The organism is Limnohabitans sp. (assembly GCF_040401495.1).
Taxonomy (GTDB): Bacteria; Pseudomonadota; Gammaproteobacteria; order Burkholderiales; family Burkholderiaceae_C; genus Limnohabitans.
Map to the genome: position 1 here is coordinate 1 of NZ_JBBAOI010000070.1, position 1,200 is coordinate 1,200.

2 protein-coding genes are annotated in these 1,200 nt (G+C 47.3%); both read left to right on the plus strand.

What is annotated here, in order from left to right:
• On the plus strand, positions 1 to 372 hold a 372-nt coding region (locus tag AC9UEO_RS13715), incomplete at its 5' end, for a TlpA family protein disulfide reductase (RefSeq protein ID WP_509534663.1).
• Positions 369 to 1,200 (plus strand): cytochrome c biogenesis CcdA family protein (locus AC9UEO_RS13720; RefSeq protein WP_509534665.1); only part of this gene is annotated, 832 nt, incomplete at its 3' end. The genes AC9UEO_RS13715 and AC9UEO_RS13720, both read left to right, overlap by 4 nt.

The following is a 1,200-nucleotide window of genomic DNA, read 5'->3' on the forward strand; positions in this document are numbered from 1 at the left end:
GGCGACAAAGGAACTATTGCTCCTGCTGGCAAACCGATGGTGGTGAACTTCTGGTTCTCAACATGCGAGCCGTGCAAACGAGAAATGCCAGCACTGTCTGCTTCAAGCACAAAATATGCAGCCACCGTTGACTTCATTGGTATTAACCCCAATGACACTCGCGAAGTGGCCACAGCGTTTTTGAAGAAGTACAACATCACGTATCCATCATTCATTGATGATGGAACACAACTTGCAAAAGCCGGTGTTGTCACACTTCCCGCCACGTTCTTTCTAGATAAAACCGGAACAATCGTTGCGCGACGGGCTGGCGAAATTACATCTGCAGATATCGATTCGATTCTCACGAAGGATTTGAAAGTCTCACCATGATTGCACTCGAGGGAAACTTCGCATACAGCTTCATTCTTGGTGTCATGGCTGCAGTCAACCCCTGTGGCTTTGTGTTGTTACCGACATACCTTGTGTATTACCTCGGCACTGAACTTAACCGTGAAGGCGAGAACAAGACCACAACATTGCGGCGCGGTCTCAGTGTTGGCACAGCTGTCTCATCCGGATTCATTGGTCTATTTCTTGTAGTCGGAATCATTTCGCGGGCATTCACAACCGTGATCCGTGACAATGCGAAATATGCAGCAGTCATAATTGGTATTGGCCTCGTGATTATGGGCATTGCAATGTTGTTTGGTTGGAAACTCCCTATCGCCCAGCCAGATGTTTCGGTACAACGCAAGCGCACAACATGGAACATGTTCTTATTTGGCATTGTGTATGCAGTTGCATCTATTGGTTGCACAATTGGCCTTCTAATTTCAGTCATCCTTGGCTCTATTAACCGCCATGGTTTTGTTTCTGGTGTGATCAGCATTCTGCTCTATGGCCTAGGCATGGGTCTACTTGTTACGTCACTCACGGTTGCATTGGCTTTTGCCCGCGTAGGCCTTGTCTCAACGATCAAAAAGAGTTTTAGGTGGTTTGACACAATCTCTGCAACCTTTGTTCTACTAACAGGGCTCTATCTCACGTGGTATTGGTTGGGTGCAATTACTGATCGCGGATCAGATGGTGTGACATCTCGTGTCGAACACTGGCAAACAAACGTGGCGCAGTTTTTGCAAGATGTTGGCGTGTACCCATTGCTGATTGTTTTCTGTGTCATCATCGCAACAGCCGGATTAGTTATCCGTCGATCCTCAC